A 24,282-nucleotide genomic window follows, 5' to 3' on the forward strand; every position below is an offset into this window, starting at 1 on the left:
GAGCGGGTAAGTTACTTTCTGCGAACTGATAGGTAGGTAACCCGTGTCCGGGGGGAGTGAAAGAGCGGTACCTCTCGCTGCCGTGACATCAATAGCCGCACGGAGAGCCCGGCGAACCGCAATTTTATACTGATAGATGATTATGTACGGTCGGTATGGAGAAACCACTCCTCGTCACCGACTTCTTGGACCGCGCGCGGCGGTACTACGGGTCGAAAGAGGCCGTCGTGGCGACGACCAGAGAGCGCTACACGTACGACGAACTGGGGGACAGGGCGGACCGGTTCTCGGCGGCGTTGCAGCGATACGGGGTGGAGAAGGGCGACAGGGTCGCCGTCCTCGACCCGAACACGCATTACCACCTCGAAGCCGCCTACGGGTCGATGCAGGTGGGGGCGGTCCACACGCCGTTGAACTACCGACTCGTCCCCGCGGACTACGAGTACATCCTGAACGACGCGGGCGTGGACGTCGTCTACGCCGACTACGAGTACGCCGAGAAGATAGAGGCGATACGCGACGATGTGCCGACGGAGACGTTCGTGACGAACGACGCCGACGCCGTCGAGGGCGAGTGGCTCTCGTTCGACGAGGAACTAGCGGACTCCGCGGCGTACGACCGCCCGGAGATGGACGAGGGCGACGTCGTCACCATCAACTACACCTCCGGGACGACGGGCGACCCGAAGGGCGTCTGCCGGACCCACCGGACGGAGACGCTCCACGCCTACCTCGTCTCGATGCATCAGGAACTCGCGGACGACGACGTGTACCTCTGGACGCTCCCGATGTTCCACGTCAACGGGTGGGGTCACATCTACTCCGTGACGGGACACGGCGCGAAGCACGTCTGCACCCGCGGCGTGGACGCGGCGGACATCTTCGACGCCGTGCGCGGGGAGGGCGTCTCCTACATGTGCGCCGCGCCGACGGTGCTGAACCTGCTGATGGACCACTACGACCGGGAGGGCGGCGTGGAGACGACGGGCGCGAACCCGGTTCGCGTCGCCACCGCGGGCGCGGCCCCGCCGGAGGCGACCATCAGGACCGTCGAGGAGGAGTTCGGCTGGTACCTCATGCACGTCTACGGCGCGACGGAGACGGGGCCCCTCATCACCACGTCGCACGCCCGCCGCTTCTTCGACGACGACGACCCGGCGCGGTTCGACCTGAAGAAGCGACAGGGCATCGGCTACGTCGGGACGGACGTCCGCGTCGTGGACGAGAACGGCGAGGACGTGCCGCGAGACGGCCAGACCATCGGCGAGATAGTCGTCCGCGGCAACCAGGTGATGGACCGCTACTGGAACAAACCCGAGGAGACGGAAGAGGCGTTCTCGGAGCGTCTGGAGGGCTACTACCACATGGGCGATCTGGCCGTCGTGGACGAGAACGGCTTCGTGACGATTCAGGACAGGAAGAAGGACATCATCATCTCCGGCGGCGAGAACATCTCCAGCATCGAGTTGGAGGACACCCTGTTCGACCACGAGGCGGTGGGCGACGTGGCGGTCATCCCGGCGCCCTCGGAGGAATGGGGCGAGTCGCCGAAGGCGTTCGTCGTGCCCGCGAACGGCGACCCCGCGGACCCGGGCGTCACCGAGTCCGACTTGCTCGACTACTGCAGGGAGCGCATCGCGACGTTCAAAGTACCGAAGGAGATAGAGTTCGTCGCCGAACTGCCGAAGACGGCCACCGGGAAGGTCCAGAAGTACGAACTGCGGGAGAAGGAGTGGGAGGACGAAGACCGGATGGTCGGGCAGGGTTAGAGGTACGAGGCGTCCCACCGCGTGGCCTTCCGCTTGTTGCCGCAGGTGTTGCACTCGATTCGTCCCATCGTGTCCATCGCCAAGTCGAAGCTATCGTCGTTCGAGCACATCCACCCGTGCAGGTTCTCGCGGTTCTCGTCGGCGTAGGCCGCCACGAACGGCGACTTCGACCCCCGAGACGCCTCGTCGTAGGCGACGAAGAGGCGTTCGCCGTCGGGCGTCTCGTGCGGTTCCAGCGCCGGACTGTCGTCGATCGGCTTCGTGTATATCCGCTCGACGAACGTCTCGTCGCCGATGTCGAGTTCCCGTTCGTGCCCCTCCGAGAACCCGTGGTCCTCGTAGAACGTCGTCCCCGCCTCGTTCTCGGTCAGCACGCGGCCCTGGATTCGCTCGACCCCCTCGTCCACCAGTCGTTGCTCGACGTGTCGGAGCAACCGCGTCCCGTGGCCCTCCCCCCGGTAGTCGGGGAGGACGTGGAGCCAGTCTATCTCGCCGACGGCCACCTCGCTCTCGGCGATGTAACTCTCGGCGAACGCCACGACGTCGCCGTCGTCTTCTCCGACGACCAACACCGCGTCGTCGTCGCTCACTGTGGCGGTCACCTGCTCTCGGTCGTACCACTCCGATACCGCCTCCGATAGCGTCTCCTCGTCGAAGGCGTGCCCGTACGAGGCCAGAAGCGACTGGCGGGCGACGGAGCGTATCTGTTCGGCGTCATCCTTGTTAGCATCCCTCACGTCCATGGGTTCCCTACGGGAGTTCCTCACTTCACGCTCGTGGGGTTCGCACGGGGTGAATTCGGTTATCGGTGACTGCGACGCTCCGACGGCGTCGGTGTGGACGCCGCCCGCCGCGAGTTCGGCGTCGATAGCGCCCCGGCGGTGCTCGTCTTCCGCGGCGGCGAACTGCGGGAGACGCTGACGGGACGCTGCCGTCCGGAGACGCTCGCAGAACGGTTCGACGAGGCGTTCGGCGGGAGCGCGTAGGCTCCGCTCGTCGCAGTCGTCTCCTTTTGTGTTGCCGTCGCTCGGTACGAGTGCTCCCCGAGAAACGACGCCGCGACGCCGAACGCCGACTACTCGACGCCGGTGACCATCACCGGTCGCTCCGCGCCGAGGATGACCGACTGCGTGACGCTCCCGAACAACGCCTTCCCCGCGGGCGACCGCTTCCGCCCGCCGACGACGATGAGGTTCGCCTCCTCCCGGTCGGCGGTGGTCACGATGGCGTCCGCGGGGTCGCCGCTCGACTCCTCGATTTGGTACTCGACGCCGCGTTCCTCGAGGTAGTCCGCCGCCTCCCGAACCGACTGGACCTGCGTCGCCGACGCACCGCTGGGGTTGTCGACGAACGTGTGGATGAGCGTCACCCTCTTCTCCTCGGGTCCGCCGGGGAGTTCGACGACCTCTTCCACGCACCGGAGCGCGTGTTCCTCCTCGTCGTCGACGCCGACTACCACGTGATACATAGGCACAGATGACTGCCCCCGAGGCTTAGTCTTTTGGGGGACGGCGGCGGGATTCGGCCCACACACCTCCCGACGCGCCGACTCGCTTCGGAGTCGGAGTCACTCCTCGACCACGTTCTCGGAGACGTAGACCACGAGGAGCAGCGGAATCCCCAACGCGACGGCGATGGTCAACGCGCCGTAGGCCGCGAAGCCGAACGGCGTCGGCGGGAACGGTATCACGAAGAGAAAGCGCGGCGCTTGGAGGTTCTCGACGAACGTACCGAGCAGGAATCCGGCGGTGCCGGCGAAACAGACGAGAAGCACGTAGAGGTAGCCGACGAACCGCGGACCGTCGACGCCCGAACCGTCGGACTGGGAGACGGACTGACTCACGTTCGAACCTACGACCGGTTCGGGTTAGGGGTTCCGCTCTCCCCTCGCGACACCGACGAGTCTTTGTCCCTCGACGCCAACGTTCGGATATGTCCGACAAGGACCTCCTCGGCATCGTTCTCGCCGCGGTGGCGGCGCTGATGTTCCTGACCGGTATCGTCCTCGTGTTCTGACCGGCGGCCGTCTCGGCCGCACCCTCCGACGAACGGCGCCTGAGCGACCGCACGCGCCCGTGCGACGCCGCGCCCGACTCTTCGATTTCGGCGAGCGGTGAGAGACGACGCTGAGACGCGAAAAAGAACGAAAAGCGAACTGCGCGACCGGAATTACTCGTCCGCGTCGGACGGACAGCCGCCGTCGGTGAGGGGAGTCTCCTCCTCCTCGCCGCCGTCGGCGATTGCGGTTTCGAGTTTGCGGCTGAACCAGTCCCACTCGGAGGTGTAAAGGTTGTTCTCCTTGAGGTTCCACGGGTCGCCGTCCGTGATGTGGGGACCTTCGAGCCACGACTGGACGATGTTTCCGACGAAGATTATCTGACCAACGAGCAGGGTGAACGCCCCGGCCGTCGCCAGAAGGTGCAGGTCGGTGAACTGCGGCAGGTACGTCGCGTACCGGCGCGGCATGCCGCCGTAGCCGAGCAGAATCATCGCAAAGAACGTCAGGTTCGTCCCGACCATCGAGAGCCAGAAGTGCGCCTTCCCGAGGGTGCGCTGGTACATCCGCCCCGTGTAGAGGGGGAACCAGTAGTAGATGCCCGCGAAGCCCGCGAAGGCGATGGCGCCCATGACGATGTAGTGGAAGTGACCCACGACGTAGTAGGTGTCGTGGAGGACGAGGTCGACCGGAATCGACGCGAGGAAGACGCCGGTGACGCCGCCGATGATGAAGTTGGAGACGAATCCGATGCAGAACAGCATCGGCGTGGTGAGCCGAACGTTGCCGTTCCACATCGTCGTTATCCAGTTGAACGTCTTCACCGCAGAGGGGATGGCGATCGCCAACGAGACGGCCATGAACGAGGCGCGGAGGCGCGGGTCGATACCCGTCGCGAACATGTGGTGCGCCCAGACGCCGAACGAGAGGACGCCGATGGCCAGCGTCGAGTAGACGACGAACTTGAAGCCGAACAGCCGACGGCCCGTGAAGCGCGGCAACACGAGGCTGACGATGCCCATCGGCGGCAGCACCAACACGTACACCTCCGGGTGGCCGAAGAACCAGAAGATGTGCTGCCAGAGTATCGGCCCGCCGCCGTTGACGAAGAACGACGTTCCGAAGTTACGGTCGAAAATCAGCATCATGAGCGCGCTCCCCAGCAGGGGGAACGCGAAGAGGATGAGCCCCGACTGGGTGAGTATCGTCCACGAGAAGATGTCGAGGTTCGCCCACGTGACCTCCTTGGCGCGTTCCGTGAAGATGGTCGCGATGAAGTTGATAGCGCCCATCGTCGCGGAGACGCCGGTGAGGTGCAGGCCGAGGAGCATCAGGTCAGTACCGGCGTTGGCCTGATTGCCGTTTCCGACGCCCGCAGAAAGCGGCGTGTACATCGTCCACCCCGTCTGCGCCGGGATGACCTCCGGGATGGGGAAGAAGCCGGCCCAGATGAGGAGCGCACCCGGCGGCAGTAACCAGAACGCGATGGCGTTGATGCGCGGGAACGCCATGTCGTCCGCGCCGATGAGAAGCGGGATGAAGTAGTTCGCGAACGCCGCGATGATCGGCGTCCCGAACAGGAACAGCATCGTGATGCCGTGGCTCGTCATCAGCGAGTTGTAGAAGGTGTTCGACATCAGGGTCGCGTTCGGGTCCGCGAGTTCGGCCCGCATGAGGACGACCATCAACCCGCCGACGGCGAACGCGATGAGTCCGTAGGTGCCGTACAGGATGCCGATGTCCTTGTGGTCTACCGTGGTCAACCATCGGATGAGCCCGGACGGTTTCTCCTGGTGGACGTGCTGCTCGTGCCCGCCGACGCCACCGCCGCCGGCAAGCGGCGTGTAGGAGCGCCAGTTTTCGATCCGCGCGAGCCACGCGGCGACGGCCACGAGGAAGACCCCCATGAGGACCGTCAGCGCCAACTGTCCGTTGATCTCCATGCGTGCTTCTCAGGAACGGAGGGTAATGAAAGGTGCGGGTATGGGTCGACGCGAGGTCGCTACTGTCTGTCGGACTCGGCCGCTTCGGCGCCCGCCGCGACGGATTCTTCGCCGGTCGAAGCGTCGGGTTCCGCCGGGACCGCTTCGGCCTCGTGCTCCGCCTCGTGAAGCGGCTTCGTTCCCGGGACGGTCGCCTGTCCGGGCGGGAAGACGGTCGCCGTCTTTTCGGCGGAGGAGACGGCCTTCCCCGAGAGGTACGTCAGCACCGTCAGCATCACGAACGGCACGACGAGCAGGCCGAACTGAATCGCGGACGGGAGCAGGTCGGTTCCGAACGCCGGGTACACCGCGAATCCGACGATGAAGAAGACGATGATGAACAACGGGATGACGTTGACCGTCAGGTCCAACACCGTGTCCCTGTCGAAGATCTTGTTCGCCATGGTAGTGTCTTCTCGGCCGGAATCAAATAGGTTGTTGGTTCGCTACCGGTCGGAACGGGCGAACGTCGCGCCCTCAGTACGGTTCCGTGCCCTCGTCCGCGACCAGTTCGCCGACGACGCCGGCGACGAGGAGTATCGCTCCCGCGACGGCGATGGCGTACCCGCGGGTGACGAGGCCCACGCCGGCGAACGCCAGTACGCCGCCGGAGACGAGCAGAATCGCCGCGAGGACGACCAGCGCCCGCCACGGCGTCTTCGCGTACCCCGACTCGTGGGACATCCCGGCGACGCTCCCGGAGAAGAGGAGCAGTCCGCCGACCGCCACGGGGAAGAGGTCGAACAGGATGCCGATTTCGGAGATGGGAATTCCGAGCGCAACGAACAGGGGCCACGGGCTGGCCATCCGGTACTGGTCGGAGAGTCCCGGCGTTTCGTCCATACCGGAGGTTGGTCGCGCGGGGTACAAAGCGCTTCGGAACGGATCAGGGGACGGTGACGCCGTGGTTCGTGAGAAACTGCTCGACCGCCCGAATCTCCACCGGGCTGGCGATGATGCGGCAGACGCCGTCCCTCGGGAAGACGGTGACGGTGAACTCCGATTCGAGTTCGTTCCGAACCTCGCTCAACGACTCGCACGGAACCACTATCTCCGTCCTGTCCCGAAACGTGGAAGCGTCCGGCATCTCGTCTACCTCCTCGGTCACGAGTCCCCAGTATAACGCTATCGAAGCGCTTCTCGCGCGCCCTCGCGTGCGCGACACAACCACCGAGACCGAGACGAAGGAACAGGTTTTTCGACGCACGTGGCCGACGAGTAACCGATGGGACTGGAGGAAGAGATCGAAGAACTCCGCGAGGAGATCGCGAACACGCCCTACAACAAGTCTACGGAGTCGCACATCGGGCGTCTGAAGGCGAAGCTCGCGGAAAAGAAGGAGAAACTCGAGAAACAGTCCTCCAGCGGTGGCGGCCACGGCTACGCGGTCGAGAAGACGGGCGACGTGACCGTCGCGCTCGTCGGATTCCCGAGCGTCGGCAAGTCGACGCTCATCAACGCCCTGACGAACGCCGACAGCGAAGTCGGCGAGTACGAGTTCACGACGCTGAACGTCAACCCCGGGATGCTGAAGTACAACGGGGCGAACATCCAGATCCTCGACGTGCCGGGCCTCATCGAGGGCGCGGCGGGCGGCCGCGGCGGCGGCAAGGAGGTGCTCTCGGTCGTTCGGACCGCCGACCTCGTGGTGTTCATGCTCTCGGTGTTCGAAATCGAGCGCTACGAACGCCTCCGCCACGAACTGTACGAGAACAAGATTCGACTCGACTCCGAACCGCCGAGCCTCACCATCTCGAAGACGGGGAAGGGCGGGCTTCAGGTCACGACGACAGACGACGTGTCCCTCGACGAGGGGACGATCAAGGACGTCCTCAGAGAACACGGGTACGTCAACGCCGACGTGACCGTCCGCGGCGACCTGACGATAGACGAACTCATCGACGGCATCATGGACAACCGCGTCTACCTGCCTTCGATGGTCACGGTCAACAAAGCCGACCTCATCGACCGCGACTACCTGCCGACGGTCGAGGAGAACCTCAGGGAGGTCGGTATCGACCCCGAGGAGGCCGTCTTCATCAGCGCGGAGGCCGAGAAGGGCCTCGACGCCCTGAAGGAGAAGATGTGGGAGGAACTCGGACTCATCCGCATCTACATGGACAAGCCGGGCCGCGGCGTCGATTACGAGGAGCCCCTCGTCCTCACGGAGGACGAGAACACCGTCGATGACGCCCTCGACAGACTTGGCGGGACGTTGGACGAACGGTTCCGGTTCGCGCGCGTCACGGGCCCGAGCGCGAAACACGACGAACAACAGGTCGGACGCGACCACGAACTGCGGGACGAGGACGTCCTCCGCATCGTCTCGCGGAAGTGAACCGGCGTCCGTGTCCCGACGCACCGGCCGACAGGATTCTCCCTCCGACGAACGCGCCGTCCTCGCACTCCTCGCACTTCTGGCGGTTCCGTGGTCGGTTCAACGCTACGCCGACGGCGGGACGACGCTCCTGTTCGCGTGGGGACTTCTGAACACCGCGCCCGTGCGGGCGACGACGCTCACCGACTTCCTGTTCGTCTACACCCGGGGACTCCCGGAGTACATCTTCTCGTGGCCGCTCTCGGTCGCGTTCTACGTCTGCGCGGCGGTGAGCGCCGTCGTCGGATGGCGAGGGGGACCGGAGGACCCGCGCGTGACGGGCGGACTCCTCGTCCTCGCCGGCGTCGCGCAACTGTCTCTCGCGTGGGGGTTCTCCGTGCAACCCGGTCGGACGGCGTGGCCCGTCGGAACGCTCGCCCTCTGGACCGTCGCGTGGTGGGCGTACTGGCCGCGCGCGAAGCGGCGGCGGAAGTGACGCGACGACGCGATAGAGCGTCCCAAACGGCCGTGGGAACGGGCGTCGGGGGCTTCCGCGTTCGGTACCCTTTTCGACGCGCCGACCGATCCTCTACGTGTATGTCCGGAGTACTTGACCACGTGATGATGCGCGTCGAGGACCTCGACGAATCGCTCGACTGGTACCAGACTCACTTCGACTATGAGGAGAAGGGTCGCTGGGAGGCAGACACGTTCACGAACGTCTACCTCGGCCCGGAGGACGTCCACGAGGACGGCGCGGTCCTCGAACTGACGTACAACCACGACGACCGGACGTACGAGATGGGCGACGCGTGGGGCCACATCGCCGTCCGGGTTCCCGAGGGCGAACTCGAAGACGCCTACCAGCAACTGATGGACGAGGGCGTCGAAGACTACCGCGACCCCGAGTCCTGCGGCGGACGCTACGCGTTCGTCAAAGACCCCGACGGCCACGAGGTCGAAATCGTCCAACGCGACCAGGGCGCGAAGTGGAGCATCGACCACACGATGATGCGCGTCGAGGACGCCGACGAGGCACTCGGCTTCTGGACGCGGAAGTTCGAGTACGAACACACCGGCCGCTGGGAGTCCGACACGTTCGCGAACTACTTCATGAAGCCCGAGGACGCCGCCGAGGAGGCGATGGCGGTCGAACTCACCTACAACTACGACGGCCGTAGTTACACGATGGGCGACGCCTGGGGACACGTCTGCGTCCGCGCGGACGACCTGAGCGAGTACTGGGATACCCTGATGGAACGCGAGGCGGAGGACTACCGCGACCCCGAGTCCTGCGACCAGCGCTACGCGTTCACGAAGGACCCCGACGGCCACGAGATAGAGATTCTGAACCCCGACGACTGAGTCCGAACGTCCGCCGCCTCGACGCATCGCCGTCACGACTTTTCTTCGTCGCCCCTATCGTCCCCCACCGCGCCTCGTCGATTCCCCACCGACGAGGGACCACGCCCTCCGGCACGTAGTATAAAATTATGTGAATATCTACTCCGAAAATTGTTTCTCTCTATCTGCAAATCAGTCTCAGTACGGTCAGTAGGTCACCTCCCGTTCGGAAACTGCGGAAGGGGACCGTTCGACCGGCTGACAGCGTCGTCGGACGCTGGGGTATTTCGACGCCTCGTTCCTCGGCGAACGAGGTGGGGACTGCGTTTGCGACGGTCCCACACCGGCGCAAACGCGCTTTCCACCGAACGTGCGTTCGCTCGACGGCGTTCTCCAGGACCTCTCACGCGAGTAGACGCGTCCTTCACGGGAGTCCGTCCGAGATGCTTCGCAGTCGGAACGTCCGCCTCCTCGTACTCCGTCGCCTCGAATCGACCACCTCCGGGCGAGGATGATTTCCGCGGAAATTGACCAGACCGTTCCCTGACAGTGACTCGTTCGCCGTTCGACCGGCCGTAGACCGCCGAGTATGCACCCCCGAACGCCGCCGGCACCACCCTCGCGCAGAGTGATAATCGCCGGTGAGACGTTCTGTACGTCCCGTACTGCACCACTCACATACTAATTACTGATTGACAACTCAGAGTGAAATACACAAAATATATAACGTGGCTTCTCTGTAGTTGCCAGTACCCCTACCCAAGGTGACAACACCGAGTACCGCCGTCCGGGTTCGGCTCCGTCGGGAGTCGGACACGCGGGACGGCAGAAAGATGCTGTTGCCGATTGCGACCTACCCAAACTAAACATGACAAGCAAACAAAAGCAAATCCGCGCCGTCGCGCTCGCCGCGCTGATGGTCCTGTCGGTCTTCGCCGGCACCATCGCGTTCACGGGCACGGCTGCTGCGGCCGCGACTAGCGTTTCCGCGACTAACGCGCCTGTCGGGGCTGACTCTGGCCTCAACGTACAGGCGAGTGACGGAGACGCTACAGCAGATGATATCGTTATCTGGATAGACACGAACGGAGACGGGACGAAGCAGAGTGGAGAAGCTTCGATCACTGTCACTGACGACAATGGCGGCACTGAAGGCGCTGGCAGTGACTCCTTCGATGCGGCTAACGTCCCGGACGAATCGGGCACGTACACGCTGTACGCCTACGAATCTGGTAGCACCAACACGAAGGAAGCAACGGGCTCCTTCGATGTTGACGCCGATGCCCCATCCTTCGACAGCGCTATCGAGGCCGGCGGTACCATCGAAGTCTCGTTCGACGCGGACGAGACGCTCTACCAGGAGGATGGTTCTACCGCACTCTCGGCTAGCGAAGTCGAAGTCTTCGTTGACGGAGAGTCCAAGGACATCGACGCCACGACGTTCAGCCAGAGTACGGGTCGCATCACGTTCGACCTCGTCATGGGCGACGTCTCGGCTAACTCCGACGTCGAAGTCAACTTCACCACCCCCGTCGCTGACGTACAGGGGAACTCCATCACCGTCGAGAACGAGTCGGTGACCGTCACCTCGGGTGTCATCAGCGAGACGTCCGGTCAGCCTGACGGTACGAAGGACGGCAACGCCTACCAGGGCGAGCTCGTCGCGTACAACGCCTCTGGCGTCACCGCGAACGAGAACGAAGGTGTCTCTGTCGAGACGAAATCCGGTAAGTTCATCTTCGACGGTTACACCGGCGCGAACAGCGTCTACTACCTCTTCAACACCTCGGAACGCAACGCCACCGCGACGTACCAGTTCGAGTCCGCCGAGGGCGGCTTCGACCTGGGTCTCCGTGACCTCGGTCTCTCCGTGAAGGCTTCGAGCCTGAACGTCACGAAGGGCGACGCCATCAAGGGCACCGTCAGCACGAACGCTGGCGGCCGCACCATCGAGGCGAAGCTCTACAACTCCAAGGACACGCAGGTCGGTAGCACGCAAGAGCTCACCACCGGCTCCAACAGCGGTGAAGCCACGTTCAACTTCGACACCTCGGGCCTCAGCACGGGCACGTACACGGTCGAAGTGACGGACGTCGACTCCGGCGTCACGAAGACGACGTCGAAGTACAACCTCAAGGCGAAGGGCAACTCTGACGCGTCCTTCACGCAGAAGATCGTCACCGAGCAGCGCGGTGACGTTGCGAACATCACCGTCCAGCTCGAAAACACCGACACCGCGACGGTCCAGATCGGATCGCCGGACGTCGGCTACCGTCTCAACGCCACCGTCTCCGACGGTGACGATGACGACAACCAGGTCACGCTCCAGTTCAACACCTACGCGGCGAGCGCAGGTGGCGATGTCGTGACCGTCGTCGGCGACGAGGACTCCCTCGACAACGTCGACCCCGACGAACAGAACACGGTCAACGCGCTCCTCGATGCGGGCGAGTACGACCTCTCTGTCGACCCCGGTAACGAATACAACGACGCCGAGTCGACCGACCTCGGTACGCTCGTCCTCGAAGAGCGCTCCACGGACTCGATCAACACGTGGACCGCTCCCTCGGGTCTGAGCGCGAACGACCTCGACAAGTCCGGTCTCTACGAGGCGGCCGCGAACAATAACGTCACGCTGGACAGCAAAATCGCCAACGGCGACTACGCTATCCACCAGATCAACGCCTCGGGTCTCGAGGGTTACCTCGCGAACCAGGGCAACGACGAGACGGCGGCGTTCGTCGCTCTCCTCGAGAGCGACCTCGCGTCGCTGAAGGTCAACCAGACCGAAGCTAACGTCAACCGCCAGCCGTGGACGGTCAACTACTCCGACGACGTGACGGTCGTCTCCGACGCGGAGAACGACACGTACTTCGTCATGTTCGACACGAGCGACGTGATCCGCGAAGAATCGGGTAAGTCGCTGCAGAACGGCGACGGCCTCACGGCTACGTTCAAGCTCAACAAGAGCGCCGACAACGCGCTCGTGAGCAACAACGAGTCCGTTTCCGTCGACTACGAGATCGTCGAGGGCACCGTCAGCGTCGACGAGCCCGTCAACGTCTCGAACGCCGCCAGCCAGACGGTCGAGGGCGAGACCACTCTCGCACCCGGTACGCAGCTCAGCCTGCGCGTCCGCAGCAGCGGAGACACGCAGCCGAGCTTCCTGAAGACCTCGTCGGTCTACGTCACGGAGAACAACACGTTCTCTGCTACGTTCGACTTCAGTGGTCAGAACACCGGCGACACGTTCGACTTCATCGTGCGCTCGGTCGCTGGCACCTCCTTCGACGAGCAGGAATCGTTCGAGGGTAACGTCGTCGAGGGCTCCCAGACGACCGAAACCGTGACGGACAACGGTACGGTCACGACGCAGGGCCCGACCGAGACGGCGACGACCGGCACGCCGGCCACGACGACGGCCGCGACGACGGACGCTGGCACGACCGAGCAGCCCGCAACCGACGAGCCGACTGACACGAGCACGCCCGGCTTCGGCGTGGTCGTCGCTGTCATCGCGCTCCTCGCTGCGGCGCTCCTCGCCGTCCGCCGCGACTAACTAACTGAGCCCCCGGAGGGTTTCCCTCCGACTCGGTCCTTTTTCCTTTCTTTCGGACTCGTTCGGCGAGCGACGGCTCCGTCTCACCCGCCGTACCGCCGGTAGTCGCCCGTTCGCGCTTCGACTCGGACGGCGCACAGAACGACAAGGGATTTAATCCGAACGCGATATCGTTCGTCTATGCCCGGAGTTCTCTCCGACGGCCTCGCGTGGGTCGTCATCCTGACGTTCGTCGCCGGCGCGTTACTCGAACGCCGCGACGAGCGGTACGCGCGATACGTCACCGTGGCCGCGTGGGCCGGTTTCGCGCTCTTTTGGCTGCAGTTGGTCCCCCACTTCGCGTTCGTCCACAAGAGCTACATCGAGGGGTTCCTCTCGCTCGCGGCCGTCCCGGCGTGTCTCTACGCTGGCTATCTCCTCTACTCCGGCCGAAGTACGCTGTTCGTCCTCTCGCGCGCCGTCGCCGTGATGGGTGCCGTCTACCTCCCGTTCGAGACGATCCCCGCGTTCACGCTCCTCGGACTCCGCGTGCCCGCGCCGAGAGGCGTCCTGATGGAGACGGTCGCCGCGCAGACGGGGTTCCTGGTCAACGCCCTCGGCTACCACCCCGAACTCGTCGTCGGCGAACAGGGCTATCTGAACACGTTCCGCTTCTGGGCCGGCGACCACCGCCTCGAAGTGTCCGTCGTCCTCGCGTGTACCGGCCTCGGGAGCATGACCATCTTCGCGGGCCTCATCGCCGCGGTGAAGGCTCCGCTCCGGCGGAAACTCCGCGCGCTGGCCATCGCCATCCCCATCATCTACGCGCTCAACCTGCTCCGGACGACGTTCATCACCATCGCGTTCGGAAAGCAGTACTTCCAGTTCTTCGTCGACGAGATACTGCTTCTGTTCGGGTCGAGCGACCCCTACATGGTCTCGTTTTTCATCTCCGATCGGATAATCAGTCAACTGCTCGCCGTCGTCGCTCTCGTCGGCATCACCTACCTCGTCGTCCGCGAACTGCCGGAGCTCCTCACGGTGGTCGAGGACGTGCTGTACATGCTCACCGGCGACGAGTACGACTTGGCGGAGGCGCTCGACGTGGAGGACGTGCAGGGGACGAACCGCGGCGGAAGCGTCTGAGCGGTCAAGAGCGGTTTACAGTTCGTTCTCGGCGACCACGTCGTCCGGCGCGCCGCCGAGCGTTCCCACCGCGTCGGCCTCGACGTGGTGGAGGTCACCGGGAATCAGGAGCATGTGAAGGGGGTCGCCGAACTCGCGGTCGGCGAGGGCGGAGAGCCGGTCCGCCGCCACCGCGGGGTCCGGACTCCCCGCGCGGGCGACGACGACGCCGAGGACGTCCTTCCAGTCGGACGCCAGCTCCCCGGCGGCGAAGTCCGCGGTCATGTACTCGTCGCGGTCGGCCTTTATATCGAGGTACACCAGCGTGTGGAGCCCTCGCTCTCGGTTCGCCTCGATGGAATCGACGACGCTCTGCGGGACGCCCTCGGCGCCGTGCGCGTACGGGAACGGGAGCGTCACGGCCTTGCCGAACCGGTAGTTCTGAAGTCCGCTCAGACCGCTCGCGGCCGACTGGGCGGTCACGCCGTGGACGACGCGCGTCTCGATACCGCGCGCTATCGCTCGAAGCCGCAGGTCGACATGCGTCGTCGATATCATCGTGTCGCCGGCGGTGAGAAACGCCACGTCCTCGGTCTCGGCGGCGTCGAGCATCTCGTCGGGACGCTGTTCGACGCCCTCCCGTCCGAGAACCTCGATATCGGCGCCGTGGTACGACCGAAGTTCCTCGACGGTCGCACCGAGGAGTTTGCTCGTGTAGAACTCCGCGTACGCCCGGTCCGCCTCTCGAAGCGCGTCTCTGCCCTCGACGGTTATCGAACGTTCGTCGTACAGACCGAGACCGATGAACGTGAGCATACCCCCTCCTCCGCCGCCGCGGATGATAAAGTGCCTGAAGCGACGGGGCGACGACCGCCACGTGTCAGTACAGTACAAATTTAAGCCGGGAGGATATACTACCGGTGGGCGTACGAACGCCCTGGTTTGTTCGGACGACACCCCCGCGAATCCGGTGCGCCTGGTGACCGCGCCGGAGGGGGTCGTCGAGAGGACCGACGGGCGCGAGCGATGCCACCGGAACGCGTCGCGTTCTGACCGGCCGCGAGGACTGTCGTCCCCGTGCCATCGAACGGTGCCGGACGGACCGGGCGTCCACTCGCCAGTGCGGCGGGCGTCGCCGGCGAGCGACCGCCTTCGGAACTTCGATACACATTTGAACGCGTGTCTCCGCCGGAGACACGTCAGTATCCATTTCAGTATCTATGATCGAACATACACAATCGAACGGTAGTCTCCGCGCCGCCGCCGCCACCCCCTCGAACGCCTCCGACTCCGCCGGGGACGCGGACGAGATGCCCGTGACGGTTCTCTGGACCGACGACCGATCCGAGGTCAAATTGAACGACACCCAAGTCATCGACGCCGTCGTCTGGGGGACGACCGACCACGAGGAGTTCACCGTCTCGAAGACGTACGACGCCGTCGTCGGTAACTCGATGGAACCCCTCCGACTGCAGACGGTCACGGAACGGACGGTCGGGGACGTTCGGCTTCGATTCGCCCGGCAGTAACGCCCGCCCGAGTCTTCTCCGAATCGCGACACGGAGACGGACACCGAGGTACTCGAAGGCTGAGTGAAGAGAGAAGTAAGCCGGTGGAGGGATTTGAACCCTCGGCCTATTCCTTACGAAGGAATCGCTCTGCCAGCTGAGCTACACCGGCGCGTGCGTGCATCGGAACGCACTCTCTGGTAACCCGATGAACAAGAAAAGGCTTCCGAATTAGCGCGAGGTGAGCCTGACATCCACGCACACGTTGAGTTCGTGCGGCGCGTACGACCGGACGGCGTGTTCGGTCAGTACCTCGACGTCGTACCGCGGTTCGGCGGCGTCGCGAATCGCCGAGATACCGGGGCCGTACGGGTCGTCCTCGTGTTGGATGTCGTAGTAGTGAACCACGCAGTCGTCGCCGGCGAGTCGGACCGCGGTGTCGAGGAAGTCGTCGGCGCTGTGGGGGAGGTTCATCACGATTCGGTCGGCCCACCCCTCGTACGCTCCGGCCACCTCGCGCACGTCGCCGTGGACGGCGGTCACCCGGTCTTCGACGCCGTTGCGGCGCGCGTTCTCGCGGAGGTACCGAATCGCCGCCTCGTTCAGGTCGCAGCCGACCACCGCCGCGCCTCGCTTGGCGAAGGGGACGACGAACGGGCCGACGCCGGCGAACATGTCGAACGCGTTCTCGCCGGGTTCGACCTGTTCGGCCACGCGGTGTCGCTCCGTCGCCAGTCGCGGCGAGAAGTACACCTCCGCGATGTCGAGGAGGAACTCGCAGCCGTACTCGCGGTGGACCGCCTCCGTGTCCTCGCCCGCGAGGACGTCCCAGTCGCGGACGCGAAGTTCGCCCTTGACTTTCGAGGCCCGGTTGACGACGGTGTCGGCCGGGAGGTCGGATTCGACGACGGCGTCGGCTATCTCGCGGGCGCGTTCGTCGTCGTCCTCGTCTACGATGACGATGTCGCCCAGTCGTTCGTACGTCGGTTCGAAGCCGAGGATGTCGGCGGGCGTCCGTTGTCGACGGCGGGCCTCGGCGTCGAACTCGACCACCTCGAACTCCTCGGGGACCGCCGCGGCGTCGGTCACGGGGATGTAGAGGTGCCCGTCTTCGACCGCAATCTCGAAGTCCCGGTCGATACAGTCCGCCTCCGCGAGGGCGCGGCGCGTCGCCTCGCCGTCGGTTCGCGGGACGCGGACGCAGGGGACGTTCATACCCGAACCTGCCGGCGGGGGAGAGTAAGCGTGACGCTTCGGCGGTTCGCCGGCGGGCGGTCCGAGGCGGCGGGAGAGCGCCGAGGAAACGCCTATCCGTCCGCCGCGCGACGGTTTCGCCGAGGTGACACCCCAGTGACCGAACCAACGCTCTCGGAGACGCTCGCCATCGACGACGACTCGGTCGTCGCCGTCGTCGGCGCGGGCGGCAAGAAGACGACGCTCTACCGCCTCGCCGCGGAGACGGGCGGCGTCGTCACCGCCACCGTCAGGATTCCCATCTTCGACGAGGAAGTCGAACGGGTCGTCGTCACGGCGGATCCGGAGGCGGCGGCCGCCGAGGAGGCGCGGCGACCGTTGGGTCTCGTGCCCGAACGCGAACGGGAGGACCGCTACCTCGGCTACGACCCCGGCGTCGTGGACGCACTCGCCGCCGCGGGCGTCGGCCCCCTACTGGTGAAAGCCGACGGCGCGCGGACCCGCCTGCTGAAGGCCCCGAACGACCGCGAACCGCAGATACCCGCCGCCGCGACGCACGTTCTCCCTCTCGCGTCGGCGCGCGTCGTCGGCGAACCCCTCTCCGAACGGGCGGTCCACCGACCCGAGAGGGTGAGCGAACTCGCGGGCGTCGAGGAGGGCGAGGAGATTCGCCCGTCGCACGTCGCGGCGGTCCTGGGGCACGAGAACGGCGGCCTGAAAGGCGTTCCGGACGGCGCGCGGGCGATCCCGACGGTCAACATGGTCGATACGCCCGAACTCGCCGACGCGGCCCGGGAGATAGCGCGGGGCGTCCTCGACGGAACGACGGCGTCGGCGGTGGACCGAGTGCTCCTCACGCGGATGACCGCCGAGGACCCCGTCGTCGACGTCGTAATGCGGTAGCGTTCACCCCTCCCGGAGTTTCCGCTCCGCCTCGGCCAGTTCCTCGCGGGTGTTGACGTTCTCGAAGGTGTCGGCGGCGGCGTGCGCCGCGATGTCAGCCTCGCCGACCGTCGCCCAGTCTACCTCCTCCAGTGCGGCCAGTATCTTCCCCTCGCCGCGTTTGAGTGCGCGTTCGCAGGCGTCGGCCATCGCCTCCGCGCGGTACACCGCCTGCGTCGTCTGGTACCACTCGTCCTCGCGTTGCGGGACGGCGGCGTCCCGCCCCTCGGCGCGCCGGCGGAGGTAGCGGAGGAACGCGGGGTCGAGAAACGGCATGTCGCAGGCGACGACAGCGGCGTATTCGGCTTCGACGGCGCGGAGTCCGGCGGCGATGCCGGCCATCGGGCCGCGGTCGGGTTCGGGATCCACGGCGACGGCGACGGGCACGTCGCAGTCCTCGACGGCCGCGCGGTGGGCCGTCGCTTGCTCCTCGCGGCAGTTGAGGACGACCCGGTCGCACACCGTCCCGAGTCGGGAGACGACGTGCGCGAGGAGGGGACGGCCCCGGAGTTCCGCGAGGGCCTTGTCCTCGTCGTCGAAGCGAGTCGAGTACCCGCCGCCGAGGACGACGCCCTCGAACGCGTCCTCCCGGTTCGGAGTGCGGTCGCTCATCCGTTACTGACCCGGTGCCGTCATGCGGCCGCTCACTTGCGTCGGCGTCAGTTCAGCGACGCGGATTCGAACGTCGGCGACGTCCTCGTCGAAGACGGATACGGGGTCGAACAGGTCGTTTATCTCCGTCTCGGTGAACATCTCGTCCGGCAGGAGACGGAGCGAACCGCAGACGATGACGCTCCAAGAGTGGCCGTCTTCGTCCGCGACGTCGTGGAGGAGAAAGGACGCCTGCTCGGTTTCGCCGAGGAACCTAACCGTCGAACTCTCTCCGTCGTCGCTCAGCCTGACGAGTAGTCGGTTCTCCGCGCCGTCGTAGTGATAGGACGCCGGGACGCCGTAGGCGACACCGTCGTTAGCGAGCGAAAGAACGCCCGCGAAGCCCTCTTCGAGGCGGCGCGCGACGTCAGCCTCGTCCATCCCGACCATGTACACAAACTCGACGTTGTCCATGCCCGTCCGTACGTCGGCGAACGCAATGAATCGCTGCTATCGTCTCGCGTTCCGTCGCGTTCGTTCGACCGCCCGCCGTCCTCGTTGGCGTTCGGCCCGTCTCGATCACCGAGTACCGTCCTCGCCGTCGCCGGGGACGGTCAGAACCGGAACGTCCGAGAGGCGGACGACTTTCTCGGCGACGCTCCCGATGAGGGCGTGCTTCAGTCCCGTCCGGCCGTGCGTGCCCATCACGACGAGGTCACCGCCCACCGCCTCGCAGTGGGAGAGAATCTCCTCGTGGACGTCGCCGCGTTCGACCGCGCCGGCGGCCGCCGCGCCCGCGCGCTCGGCCCGGTCGAGTACTTCCTCGACCGCCGCCTCGGCGGCCGCGTCCCGTTCCTCCTCCGAGTCCCCGCCGGGGATTCGGGAAGATTCGACGACCGAGAGGGCGCGGACCTCCGCGTCGAACGCCGCGGCGACGGCGACGCCCCACTCCTCGGCGGGGTCGTTCGCCTCGCTTCCGTCGGTCGGCACGACGACTTCCCGGTACGGCAACTCGCCGGGCGCGTCGATTCTGACCGTCAACACCGGGACGGGCGAGTGTCGGACGACTTTCTCGGCGACGCTCCCGACGACGTATCGCTCCGTGCCGCGCCGCCCGTGCGTCCCCATCGCCACCACGTCGGCGTCCGTCCGGTCCACCGCCTCCAGTATCTGTTCGCTCGGTTCTCCCGTCTCGACGGCCGAGTCGGCGGCGACGCCCTCTGCGCGGGCTCTCTCTTCGGCGTCCGTTACCACCTCCTCGGCGCGCGACTCGGCCTCCTCCCGTTCCGCCACCGTCGACATGTCGTAGGGGTTCACGACCGAGAGGACGTACACCTCGGCGTCGCACCGGCGGGCGATTTCGACGGCGTGGTCCAAGGCGACCACGTGGTCGTCTCGGTCGGTCGGCACGAGAACGCGATCGCAGGAGTCGAGTCCGTCCATGGCGTGCGGTAGGGGACCGAGAGAGAAAAAGCCGGGAGGCCGTCCCGGCGGCACGGAGGGACTCGGGGCGGGCGACGGGCGACTCGGCCCGAATCGGCGGTGACTACACGGTTCTGCGGCGCGTACGACTCCCCATGTACCGGACGATTCTCGTCCCCACCGACGGAAGCGCCCCGGCGGACGCCGCCCTCGACCGGGCGATAGAACTCGCGGAGACGTACGACGCGACGCTCCGCATCCTCTCCGTCGTGGATATCGGCGACGCGGGTATGCTGTCGCCCGAGAGCGCACCCGTAGACGGCGTGCGCCGTTCGCTCCGCGGGCGGGCGGAGCAGTTAGTCGACGACGCCGCCGAACGCGCCGCGGAGGCGGGCGTCCGCACCGAGACGGAGGTGACGATAGGCATCCCGCACGTCGAGATACTCGACGCCGCGGCGGAGGCGGGTGCTGACCTCGTCGTGATGGGGACGCACGGCCGGACGGGGCTGAAGCGAGCGCTCATCGGAAGCGTCACCGAACGGGTCGTCCGGCGGTGCGACGCCCCCGTGCTGACCGTCCGCGCCGGGGAGTAGGGTGGAAGCGAGTCAGTCCGCCGCCGTCCCCGTTCCCGAGGGGTCCGCGGAGTCCGTCCCGAGTCGTTCCGACTCGGTGAGGTAACACTGCGGGTCGGGCGCGAACACGCCGCCCCCGGTGGAGAGGACGCGGAGGCGGGACGCGCCGCGGCAGATGTCCCGGTACCGACAGTCGGCGCACCGGCCCGTGAGGTGGCCTTCTCGCTCCCGGAGGGCGGTCAGGAGAGGGTTCGACTCGTCCTCCCAGATGGCCCCGAACGGCCTGTCGCGGACGTTTCCGAGGCTGTACCCCTGCCAGAACTGTGTGGGGTGGACGTTGCCGCAGTAGTCCACGTCGGCGACGCGTTCGCCGGTCGGGTCGCCGCCGTCCGCGCGCGTTGCGTCCGCTCCGTCGTCGGCGCACTCCTCGCCGTCGAGGGGCCGCCCGCCGACGCGCCGCACCTCGTCGGCCGGGCAGAGCCACATCCCCTCCGCGGCCCACCCGAACAGCGACTCGGCCCGTTCGCGCGCGACGGCGGCGGTCCGACCGCTCACGCTGCCGACGTGTCGGAGGGGTTCCGCCGCCTCCTCGCGGACGAACAGTTCCCACTCCCTCCCCGCGTCGGGGCGCGCCCGCCGCGGGTGGCGGTCCTCGGTGCGTCGTGCGTCCGTCCCGGCGCGTCTCGCGTCCGCGTTCGCGTCGGCGTCCAGTGCGTCCGGGTTCTTGTCGTCCCCGTTCATACGTCCGCCTACGAGCGACCCCACCTACGGTTCGCTCGGTCGTTCCCGGTCGCCGGGAACGGACCGAACCGGTTTTGCCGGCCTGCCGCGACGGGGAGACGATGCACGGAGACAGTCTCTCGCGGCGGGCGTTCGTCGGTTCGGCCGCGACAGCGACGCTGACGGCCCTCGCCGGCTGTTCCGGCGGCGGCACTACGCCGTCGCAGGGGTCCGGCGGAGAGGGGTCCTCGGACGCGGCGTCGAAGCGCGATTTCGGCGGATGGCTCGGCGCGACGACGAACTACGACGGCGTGGTCGACGAGACGGACGCCTCGGAGGTCGAAGTGACGGTCGGTTCGCGGGCGAACGGCGGGGCGTACGGCTTCTCTCCCGCCGCGGTTCGCGTCTCGGCGGGGACGACGGTCGTCTGGACGTGGACCGGGAAGGGCAACGCCCACGACGTGGTCGCGGCCGACGACTCGTTCGCGTCCGAACGCACGAGCGAGGGAGGGCACACGTTCTCTCGGACGTTCGAGGAGGCGGGGACGTTCAAGTACTTCTGCACCCCGCACCGGGCGATGGGGATGAAGGGCGTCGTCGTGGTGGAGTGAGCGAGACGCTCACGTTCAAGCGCGTCGAGCGCGTACCGCCACCCATGACGTACCGCGCCGTCACCCGGAACCGCGACGTGGTCTGCGACCGCTTCGAGTTGGGCGACCACGGGGTCGAACTGTACTCGGTCGAGGAGCGACGGCCGTCGGCCCGTCGGACGCCGTCGGACGGAGAGGAGACGTTTCTCGCGTTCGTTCCGTACGAGAATCTCCTGTCGATTCTGAACGAGGACGCCGCGCGCGCACCCGACCCGTCCATCCTCTGACCGGCCGGCGGCGGTTCGCCCGCCTCCGGAGTCAGGGACTCGGCCGCGTCGCGCCCGGACCGTCGGAGAAGGCGGACTCCTCGCTCGCGTCGAGGAGTTCCTGATAGCGGTTGCGAATCGTCACCTCGGAGATGTCGCTCACGTCGGCTATCATCGTCTGCGTGACGTGGACGTTCGTCAGTCGGACGGCGGCGTACAGGGCGGCGGCGGCCAGCCCGACCGGCGACTTCCCCGAGTGGAGGTTCGCCTCCTTGGCGTCGTCGAGGAGTTCGCGGGCGGTTCGCTCCGTCCCCGCCGGCACGTCGAGTTCGGAGGCGAACCGCGGGAGGTACTCCGCCGGGTCCGCGGGTTCGATTTCGAGGCCGAGTTCCCGGACGAGGTATCGGTACGCTCCCTGGAACTCCCGTTCGTCCACGCGGGAGACGCGCGCGAGTTCGTCGAGCGAACGCGGGACGTGCGCCATCCGCGCGGCGGCGTACAGCGACGCCGTCGCGATCCCCTCGATGGAGCGTCCGGGCAGGAGGCCGTCGTCGAGTGCGCGGCGGTAGATGACCGATGCCGTCTCGCGGACGTTCTCGGGCAGGCCCAACGCGGAGGCCATCCGGTCGATCTCGCCGAGCGCTTGCTTCAGGTTGCGCTCCTTCGAGTCGCGGGTGCGGAAGCGTTCGTTCCACGTGCGGAGGCGGTGCATCCGCTTCCGTTGCCGCGACGAGAGGGCGTTGCCGTTGCTGTCTCTGTTCTCCCGACCGATGTTGGTCGAGAGGCCCCTGTCGTGCATCGTGTTCGTCGTCGGCGCGCCGACGCGGGACTTCTCGTCGCGTTCGGCGGCGTCGAAGGCGCGCCACTCGGGGCCGCGGTCCACGGAGTCCTCCTCGACGACGAGTCCGCAGTCGTCGCAGACCGTCTCCCCGTGCTCCTCGTCGGCGACGAGTGCGGACGACGCGCACTCCGGACATCGACGTTTCTCGTCCCCGTCTTCGCGTTCGGGGCGTTCTGTTCGCGTCTCGTCCGTCTCACCGCGGCGGCGCGCGGTTACCGAGGAGGTGTCGCTCATAGATTTGGTTTCGAACCGGCGAGAACGGCCGCCGGTCCCGAATTCGATTTTACCTAACGGAGGGTCGAGTCAAAACCGTGGTGGCGGATTGCTTACCGGATAGTTGTCGTCGCCGACGATTCGTCGGCGTTCCGCGTCGACGCTCAAAACAGGGGTTCGATGGACTCTTCGTCGCCGTCGTCGCCGCCGGACGCCCGAATCAGGCTCCGGTAGCGGTGGCCGCCCGCGGAGTCCTTTTCGAGGATGTCGCGGCGCATCTCGACGGCCGTCCGCCGGAGTTCCGTCAGTCGCGGCACGTCGCTCACGCCCGACAGGAGGACGGCCGCCGCGACGGACTCGGAGTTCATCGGGCAGCCGCCGGCGCGAATCTCCGTCAACGCCGTCTCCTCGCGGACCCACTCTCGGCCGCGTTCGACCCCTCGGCGGGACACCTCGCCGCGGGGTCCGGCGACGACGACCAACCCCCGGTCGGCGCTCTTGACGTCGCAGGGGACGGTGAGGCGACTCAGCGTCGCCCGCCGGACGAGCGACGTCACCCTGTTCGTCACCTTCCCCTCGTCGCGGTCCGGGGTCGAACCGAGGAGTCGGGCGACGAGTCCGCGCTTGGGACGCCGCACCTCCACGCTCGCGTATCCGATAGTGGAGACGCCGCCGCCGGCGAGGGTGTCGCGCACGTCGGCCGTCCGGACGGCGCCGTCGTCGTCCGTCTCGTCGGTTTCGCCGGCGCTCAGCACGACGCCGAGGCGTCGGGCGAGCTCCCGGTTGAGGCTCTCGTAGCCGTCCGAAATCTTCCCGCCGGACTGCCGCCACGCGTCGTTGTCGAAGAGGATCAGGTTCTCCACCTCGCGGACGAACGTCGGGAACGACCGCGCGGCGTTGAGCGTGTTTATCTCGTCGTCGTCGCGCCCCGGGAGGACGCCGAGTCCGAACACCGGTTCGGCGTACACCCGGCTGAGCTCCTCGGCGACGACCGGGCCGCCGCCGCTTCCGGTGCCGCCGCCGAGTCCGGCGACGACGAGGAAGGCGTCCACCTCGTGCGTCGAGAACTCGTCCACCACCGAGAGGACGTTCCCGATGTCCTCTCTGGTCACCTCCGCGCCGAGTTCGTTGTCCGCGCCGACGCCGTGGCCCTTCACCCGGGATTGACCGACGAGGACGCGGCGGTCCTCCGGGAGGCGTTCGAGCTCCACTAAGTCGGCGCGGGCGGTGTTCACCGCGAGAGCGTCCGTCACGAAATCGACGCCCGCGTCCGCCTCGTACGCCAGGAGCGACTCGACGATTCTCCCCCCCGCCAGTCCGACCCCGATGAGTGCGACGTTCATGTTTAACAC

At 66.5% G+C, this 24,282-nt stretch carries 26 protein-coding genes, 1 tRNA gene and 2 pseudogenes; 12 read left to right on the forward strand and 17 right to left on the reverse strand.

Annotation, left to right across the window (positions count from 1 at the left end; all coding sequences use genetic code 11):
- The first annotated feature begins 155 nt into the window (after window positions 1–155).
- Window positions 156–1,769, forward strand: coding sequence for a long-chain-fatty-acid--CoA ligase (locus ACZ522_RS15795; protein ID WP_379697497.1), 1,614 nt, complete (start codon window positions 156–158; stop codon window positions 1,767–1,769).
- On the opposite strand, the gene ACZ522_RS15800 is transcribed toward ACZ522_RS15795, so the two are convergent.
- A complete protein-coding gene (locus ACZ522_RS15800) occupies window positions 1,766–2,512 on the reverse strand; it encodes a GNAT family N-acetyltransferase (protein ID WP_379697494.1) in 747 nt (248 codons plus the stop codon). The two genes, ACZ522_RS15795 and ACZ522_RS15800, sit on opposite strands and share 4 nt — an antisense overlap.
- 93 nt (window positions 2,513–2,605) lie before the next feature.
- Here ACZ522_RS15800 and ACZ522_RS15805 point away from each other — a divergent pair, with 93 nt between their 5' ends.
- Window positions 2,606–2,755: a YbbN family protein gene (locus ACZ522_RS15805; RefSeq protein WP_379697491.1), complete on the forward strand. Its 150-nt coding sequence runs from the start codon at window positions 2,606–2,608 to the stop codon at window positions 2,753–2,755.
- Between the two features lie 89 nt (window positions 2,756–2,844).
- On the opposite strand, the gene ACZ522_RS15810 is transcribed toward ACZ522_RS15805, so the two are convergent.
- The 6 genes from ACZ522_RS15810 to ACZ522_RS15835 all read right to left on the reverse strand — a co-directional run bounded on the left by ACZ522_RS15810 (window position 2,845) and on the right by ACZ522_RS15835 (window position 6,834).
- Complete coding sequence (locus ACZ522_RS15810) at window positions 2,845–3,237, reverse strand: universal stress protein (RefSeq protein WP_379697488.1); 393 nt, start codon at window positions 3,235–3,237, stop codon at window positions 2,845–2,847.
- A gap of 99 nt (window positions 3,238–3,336) precedes the next feature.
- A complete protein-coding gene (locus ACZ522_RS15815; RefSeq protein ID WP_379697485.1) occupies window positions 3,337–3,612 on the reverse strand; it encodes a DUF7520 family protein in 276 nt (91 codons plus the stop codon).
- A gap of 326 nt (window positions 3,613–3,938) precedes the next feature.
- The gene (locus ACZ522_RS15820; RefSeq protein ID WP_379697482.1) at window positions 3,939–5,708 is read right to left on the reverse strand and encodes a cbb3-type cytochrome c oxidase subunit I; all 1,770 of its coding nucleotides are present in this window, start codon (window positions 5,706–5,708) and stop codon (window positions 3,939–3,941) included.
- Between the two features lie 59 nt (window positions 5,709–5,767).
- A complete protein-coding gene (locus ACZ522_RS15825) occupies window positions 5,768–6,151 on the reverse strand; it encodes a DUF6684 family protein (protein ID WP_379697479.1) in 384 nt (127 codons plus the stop codon).
- Window positions 6,152–6,224: 73 nt separating this feature from the next.
- Window positions 6,225–6,590, reverse strand: coding sequence for a DUF7541 family protein (locus ACZ522_RS15830; protein ID WP_379697476.1), 366 nt, complete (start codon window positions 6,588–6,590; stop codon window positions 6,225–6,227).
- A 43-nt stretch (window positions 6,591–6,633) separates the two neighbouring features.
- Window positions 6,634–6,834 carry a VNG_1110C family protein gene (locus ACZ522_RS15835; protein WP_379697473.1) on the reverse strand — a complete coding sequence of 67 codons (201 nt, stop codon included), beginning with the start codon at window positions 6,832–6,834 and terminating at the stop codon, window positions 6,634–6,636.
- Between the two features lie 138 nt (window positions 6,835–6,972).
- Between ACZ522_RS15835 and ACZ522_RS15840 the strand changes: the two genes are divergently transcribed.
- The 5 genes from ACZ522_RS15840 (at window position 6,973) to artA (ending at window position 14,092) form a co-directional block, all read left to right on the forward strand.
- Window positions 6,973–8,085: an OBG GTPase family GTP-binding protein gene (locus ACZ522_RS15840; RefSeq protein ID WP_379697471.1), complete on the forward strand. Its 1,113-nt coding sequence runs from the start codon at window positions 6,973–6,975 to the stop codon at window positions 8,083–8,085.
- Between the two features lie 10 nt (window positions 8,086–8,095).
- Window positions 8,096–8,560, forward strand: a complete 465-nt coding sequence (locus tag ACZ522_RS15845) for a TIGR04206 family protein (protein ID WP_379697468.1) — start codon at window positions 8,096–8,098, stop codon at window positions 8,558–8,560.
- 101 nt (window positions 8,561–8,661) lie between these two features.
- Entirely contained in the window at window positions 8,662–9,429 is a 768-nt protein-coding gene (locus tag ACZ522_RS15850; RefSeq protein ID WP_379697465.1) for a VOC family protein, read from the forward strand.
- Between the two features lie 847 nt (window positions 9,430–10,276).
- On the forward strand, window positions 10,277–12,967 hold the full coding sequence (locus ACZ522_RS15855) for a DUF7827 domain-containing protein (protein ID WP_379697462.1): 2,691 nt from the start codon (window positions 10,277–10,279) through the stop codon (window positions 12,965–12,967).
- 180 nt (window positions 12,968–13,147) lie between these two features.
- The gene (gene artA, locus ACZ522_RS15860; RefSeq protein WP_379697459.1) at window positions 13,148–14,092 is read left to right on the forward strand and encodes an archaeosortase A; all 945 of its coding nucleotides are present in this window, start codon (window positions 13,148–13,150) and stop codon (window positions 14,090–14,092) included.
- Between the two features lie 15 nt (window positions 14,093–14,107).
- On the opposite strand, the gene dph5 is transcribed toward artA, so the two are convergent.
- Window positions 14,108–14,887, reverse strand: a complete 780-nt coding sequence (gene dph5 / locus ACZ522_RS15865; RefSeq protein ID WP_379697456.1) for a diphthine synthase — start codon at window positions 14,885–14,887, stop codon at window positions 14,108–14,110.
- Window positions 14,888–15,291: 404 nt separating this feature from the next.
- Here dph5 and ACZ522_RS15870 point away from each other — a divergent pair, with 404 nt between their 5' ends.
- A complete protein-coding gene (locus ACZ522_RS15870; protein WP_379697453.1) occupies window positions 15,292–15,600 on the forward strand; it encodes a hypothetical protein in 309 nt (102 codons plus the stop codon).
- A gap of 78 nt (window positions 15,601–15,678) precedes the next feature.
- On the opposite strand, the gene ACZ522_RS15875 is transcribed toward ACZ522_RS15870, so the two are convergent.
- Both ACZ522_RS15875 and ACZ522_RS15880 read right to left on the reverse strand, forming a co-directional pair.
- Window positions 15,679–15,751 (reverse strand) — tRNA-Thr (locus ACZ522_RS15875).
- A gap of 59 nt (window positions 15,752–15,810) precedes the next feature.
- Window positions 15,811–16,794: a class I SAM-dependent methyltransferase gene (locus ACZ522_RS15880; protein WP_379697450.1), complete on the reverse strand. Its 984-nt coding sequence runs from the start codon at window positions 16,792–16,794 to the stop codon at window positions 15,811–15,813.
- A 135-nt stretch (window positions 16,795–16,929) separates the two neighbouring features.
- On the opposite strand from ACZ522_RS15880, the gene yqeC reads away from it, so the two are divergent.
- A complete protein-coding gene (gene yqeC / locus ACZ522_RS15885) occupies window positions 16,930–17,676 on the forward strand; it encodes a selenium cofactor biosynthesis protein YqeC (protein WP_379697447.1) in 747 nt (248 codons plus the stop codon).
- A gap of 3 nt (window positions 17,677–17,679) precedes the next feature.
- Here yqeC and mobA read toward each other — a convergent pair whose 3' ends face one another.
- From mobA to ACZ522_RS15900, 3 genes are all read right to left on the reverse strand, one after another.
- A complete protein-coding gene (gene mobA, locus ACZ522_RS15890) occupies window positions 17,680–18,327 on the reverse strand; it encodes a molybdenum cofactor guanylyltransferase (protein WP_379697444.1) in 648 nt (215 codons plus the stop codon).
- A 3-nt stretch (window positions 18,328–18,330) separates the two neighbouring features.
- Complete coding sequence (locus tag ACZ522_RS15895; protein WP_379697441.1) at window positions 18,331–18,780, reverse strand: pyridoxamine 5'-phosphate oxidase family protein; 450 nt, start codon at window positions 18,778–18,780, stop codon at window positions 18,331–18,333.
- Between the two features lie 105 nt (window positions 18,781–18,885).
- Window positions 18,886–19,749: a universal stress protein gene (locus tag ACZ522_RS15900; protein ID WP_379697438.1), complete on the reverse strand. Its 864-nt coding sequence runs from the start codon at window positions 19,747–19,749 to the stop codon at window positions 18,886–18,888.
- Window positions 19,750–19,883: 134 nt separating this feature from the next.
- Between ACZ522_RS15900 and ACZ522_RS15905 the strand changes: the two genes are divergently transcribed.
- Window positions 19,884–20,321: a universal stress protein gene (locus ACZ522_RS15905; protein WP_379697435.1), complete on the forward strand. Its 438-nt coding sequence runs from the start codon at window positions 19,884–19,886 to the stop codon at window positions 20,319–20,321.
- Window positions 20,322–20,333: 12 nt separating this feature from the next.
- Here the strand turns inward: ACZ522_RS15905 and ACZ522_RS15910 are convergent.
- Window positions 20,334–20,732, reverse strand: a pseudogene (locus ACZ522_RS15910) (SPASM domain-containing protein); the annotation flags it as partial.
- 78 nt (window positions 20,733–20,810) lie between these two features.
- A pseudogene (locus tag ACZ522_RS15915) lies at window positions 20,811–21,041 on the reverse strand (Htur_1727 family rSAM-partnered candidate RiPP); the annotation flags it as partial.
- 101 nt (window positions 21,042–21,142) lie between these two features.
- Here ACZ522_RS15915 and ACZ522_RS15920 point away from each other — a divergent pair.
- Both ACZ522_RS15920 and ACZ522_RS15925 read left to right on the forward strand, forming a co-directional pair.
- Complete coding sequence (locus ACZ522_RS15920; RefSeq protein WP_379697432.1) at window positions 21,143–21,631, forward strand: halocyanin domain-containing protein; 489 nt, start codon at window positions 21,143–21,145, stop codon at window positions 21,629–21,631.
- 44 nt (window positions 21,632–21,675) lie between these two features.
- Complete coding sequence (locus ACZ522_RS15925; RefSeq protein ID WP_379697429.1) at window positions 21,676–21,897, forward strand: hypothetical protein; 222 nt, start codon at window positions 21,676–21,678, stop codon at window positions 21,895–21,897.
- 31 nt (window positions 21,898–21,928) lie between these two features.
- Here ACZ522_RS15925 and ACZ522_RS15930 read toward each other — a convergent pair whose 3' ends face one another.
- A complete protein-coding gene (locus ACZ522_RS15930; protein WP_379697426.1) occupies window positions 21,929–22,951 on the reverse strand; it encodes a transcription initiation factor IIB in 1,023 nt (340 codons plus the stop codon).
- Between the two features lie 143 nt (window positions 22,952–23,094).
- Complete coding sequence (locus ACZ522_RS15935; protein WP_379697424.1) at window positions 23,095–24,273, reverse strand: tubulin/FtsZ family protein; 1,179 nt, start codon at window positions 24,271–24,273, stop codon at window positions 23,095–23,097.
- Between the last annotated feature and the right edge of the window lie 9 nt (window positions 24,274–24,282).

The sequence above is a fragment of the Halopelagius fulvigenes genome, assembly GCF_055398025.1.

Coding starts and splice junctions, on each gene's coding strand:
- ACZ522_RS15795 (WP_379697497.1), top strand. CDS start 156: ATGGAGAAACCACTCCTCGTCACCGACTTCTTGGACCGCGCGCGGCGG.
- ACZ522_RS15800 (WP_379697494.1), bottom strand. CDS start 2,512: ATGGACGTGAGGGATGCTAACAAGGATGACGCCGAACAGATACGCTCC.
- ACZ522_RS15810 (WP_379697488.1), bottom strand. CDS start 3,237: ATGTATCACGTGGTAGTCGGCGTCGACGACGAGGAGGAACACGCGCTC.
- ACZ522_RS15820 (WP_379697482.1), bottom strand. CDS start 5,708: ATGGAGATCAACGGACAGTTGGCGCTGACGGTCCTCATGGGGGTCTTC.
- ACZ522_RS15825 (WP_379697479.1), bottom strand. CDS start 6,151: ATGGCGAACAAGATCTTCGACAGGGACACGGTGTTGGACCTGACGGTC.
- ACZ522_RS15830 (WP_379697476.1), bottom strand. CDS start 6,590: ATGGACGAAACGCCGGGACTCTCCGACCAGTACCGGATGGCCAGCCCG.
- ACZ522_RS15835 (WP_379697473.1), bottom strand. CDS start 6,834: ATGCCGGACGCTTCCACGTTTCGGGACAGGACGGAGATAGTGGTTCCG.
- ACZ522_RS15840 (WP_379697471.1), top strand. CDS start 6,973: ATGGGACTGGAGGAAGAGATCGAAGAACTCCGCGAGGAGATCGCGAAC.
- ACZ522_RS15850 (WP_379697465.1), top strand. CDS start 8,662: ATGTCCGGAGTACTTGACCACGTGATGATGCGCGTCGAGGACCTCGAC.
- ACZ522_RS15855 (WP_379697462.1), top strand. CDS start 10,277: ATGACAAGCAAACAAAAGCAAATCCGCGCCGTCGCGCTCGCCGCGCTG.
- artA (WP_379697459.1), top strand. CDS start 13,148: ATGCCCGGAGTTCTCTCCGACGGCCTCGCGTGGGTCGTCATCCTGACG.
- dph5 (WP_379697456.1), bottom strand. CDS start 14,887: ATGCTCACGTTCATCGGTCTCGGTCTGTACGACGAACGTTCGATAACC.
- ACZ522_RS15870 (WP_379697453.1), top strand. CDS start 15,292: ATGATCGAACATACACAATCGAACGGTAGTCTCCGCGCCGCCGCCGCC.
- ACZ522_RS15880 (WP_379697450.1), bottom strand. CDS start 16,794: ATGAACGTCCCCTGCGTCCGCGTCCCGCGAACCGACGGCGAGGCGACG.
- mobA (WP_379697444.1), bottom strand. CDS start 18,327: ATGAGCGACCGCACTCCGAACCGGGAGGACGCGTTCGAGGGCGTCGTC.
- ACZ522_RS15895 (WP_379697441.1), bottom strand. CDS start 18,780: ATGGACAACGTCGAGTTTGTGTACATGGTCGGGATGGACGAGGCTGAC.
- ACZ522_RS15900 (WP_379697438.1), bottom strand. CDS start 19,749: ATGGACGGACTCGACTCCTGCGATCGCGTTCTCGTGCCGACCGACCGA.
- ACZ522_RS15905 (WP_379697435.1), top strand. CDS start 19,884: ATGTACCGGACGATTCTCGTCCCCACCGACGGAAGCGCCCCGGCGGAC.
- ACZ522_RS15920 (WP_379697432.1), top strand. CDS start 21,143: ATGCACGGAGACAGTCTCTCGCGGCGGGCGTTCGTCGGTTCGGCCGCG.
- ACZ522_RS15925 (WP_379697429.1), top strand. CDS start 21,676: ATGACGTACCGCGCCGTCACCCGGAACCGCGACGTGGTCTGCGACCGC.
- ACZ522_RS15930 (WP_379697426.1), bottom strand. CDS start 22,951: ATGAGCGACACCTCCTCGGTAACCGCGCGCCGCCGCGGTGAGACGGAC.
- ACZ522_RS15935 (WP_379697424.1), bottom strand. CDS start 24,273: ATGAACGTCGCACTCATCGGGGTCGGACTGGCGGGGGGGAGAATCGTC.